At 34.3% G+C, this 953-nt stretch carries 1 protein-coding gene; it reads left to right on the forward strand.

Translation table 11 applies throughout. The features are described 5' to 3' along the window. Positions 1-706: 706 nt before the first annotated feature. The coding region (locus A3SG_RS20500) for a hypothetical protein (protein ID WP_035664803.1) at positions 707-953 on the forward strand (247 nt) is incomplete at its 3' end.

Raw genomic sequence — 953 nt, forward strand, 5'->3', positions numbered from 1 at the left:
TTAGACTGGTCTTGCATTGTCTCTTTTACAATTAAAATTCTCTAATAGCTGACTTTGTTTAGTAGCGCTAGGTCAGGTTCACACAACATTACAATTGCAAAAATCAGCACAAACGGAATTTTAATGCTTCGCCTTTGTGTCTTTATTATAGAGTTAGAGGTTGCATTGTGGCAACGTGGATTTAAAATTCCGTTGGCAGTGGAATATCCTGGAGAAATCTGCAAGGAGATAAATGCAATCAATCTCATGATTTTTCTTATTTTAAATAAGAAGAAGGACTGTTCCTAGTTTTTTTATTCTGCGCAAATCAGCTGCTGATAGGATTAGCAAGTCATCTTATGAGGGTTAGTGATAGCTTGGCAAGCCGTACGTAAAGAGGAGTCTTAATAGAATCGCAGCTAAGATCCTTATCAAGTCTGCGCAGAACCAGTCTGTTTTAGCTGTTTTGTTGATGTAAATCACAGAACGGTAAAAAAACTTTCGTTTTCAAAAAGCGTATTTCCAGCTAGTTAAAGCCAGAGTTAAGTAAAGGTCAAAAAAAAGGCAATTAAAAGTATTGTTTAACGGTATAAAGGGTCTACTTTTGCACCCGCAACAGCGAATAAGTTCATTAAAAGATTGACAGGTAAATAAGGGTTTATGCTTAGAAATTATTTCTAAAAATAAATCAAAAAAAGCTTGTGAGATTTGATTTTGCTTATTAATTTTGCACCGCGCAAAACATGCAAAGTTCCTTGAAAGACTGGTAAGAGAAGATAAAGAAAACGAAGATTTACATCTTCAAAAAAACTTTAAATTTTTCTTGCGAGAAAGAAAAGAAGTTACTATTTTTGCACCCGCTTCGAGAAACATGTTTAACATGTTTATTGAGACGAAAAAACAAGAAGAACACGTTCCTAGACATATTGAATTGACAGCCGTTTTAGGAGAGATCTTAAGACAAAAGAATAAAG

The sequence above is a fragment of the Flavobacterium sp. ACAM 123 genome (assembly GCF_000264055.1).
Lineage (GTDB): Bacteria > Bacteroidota > Bacteroidia > Flavobacteriales > Flavobacteriaceae > Flavobacterium.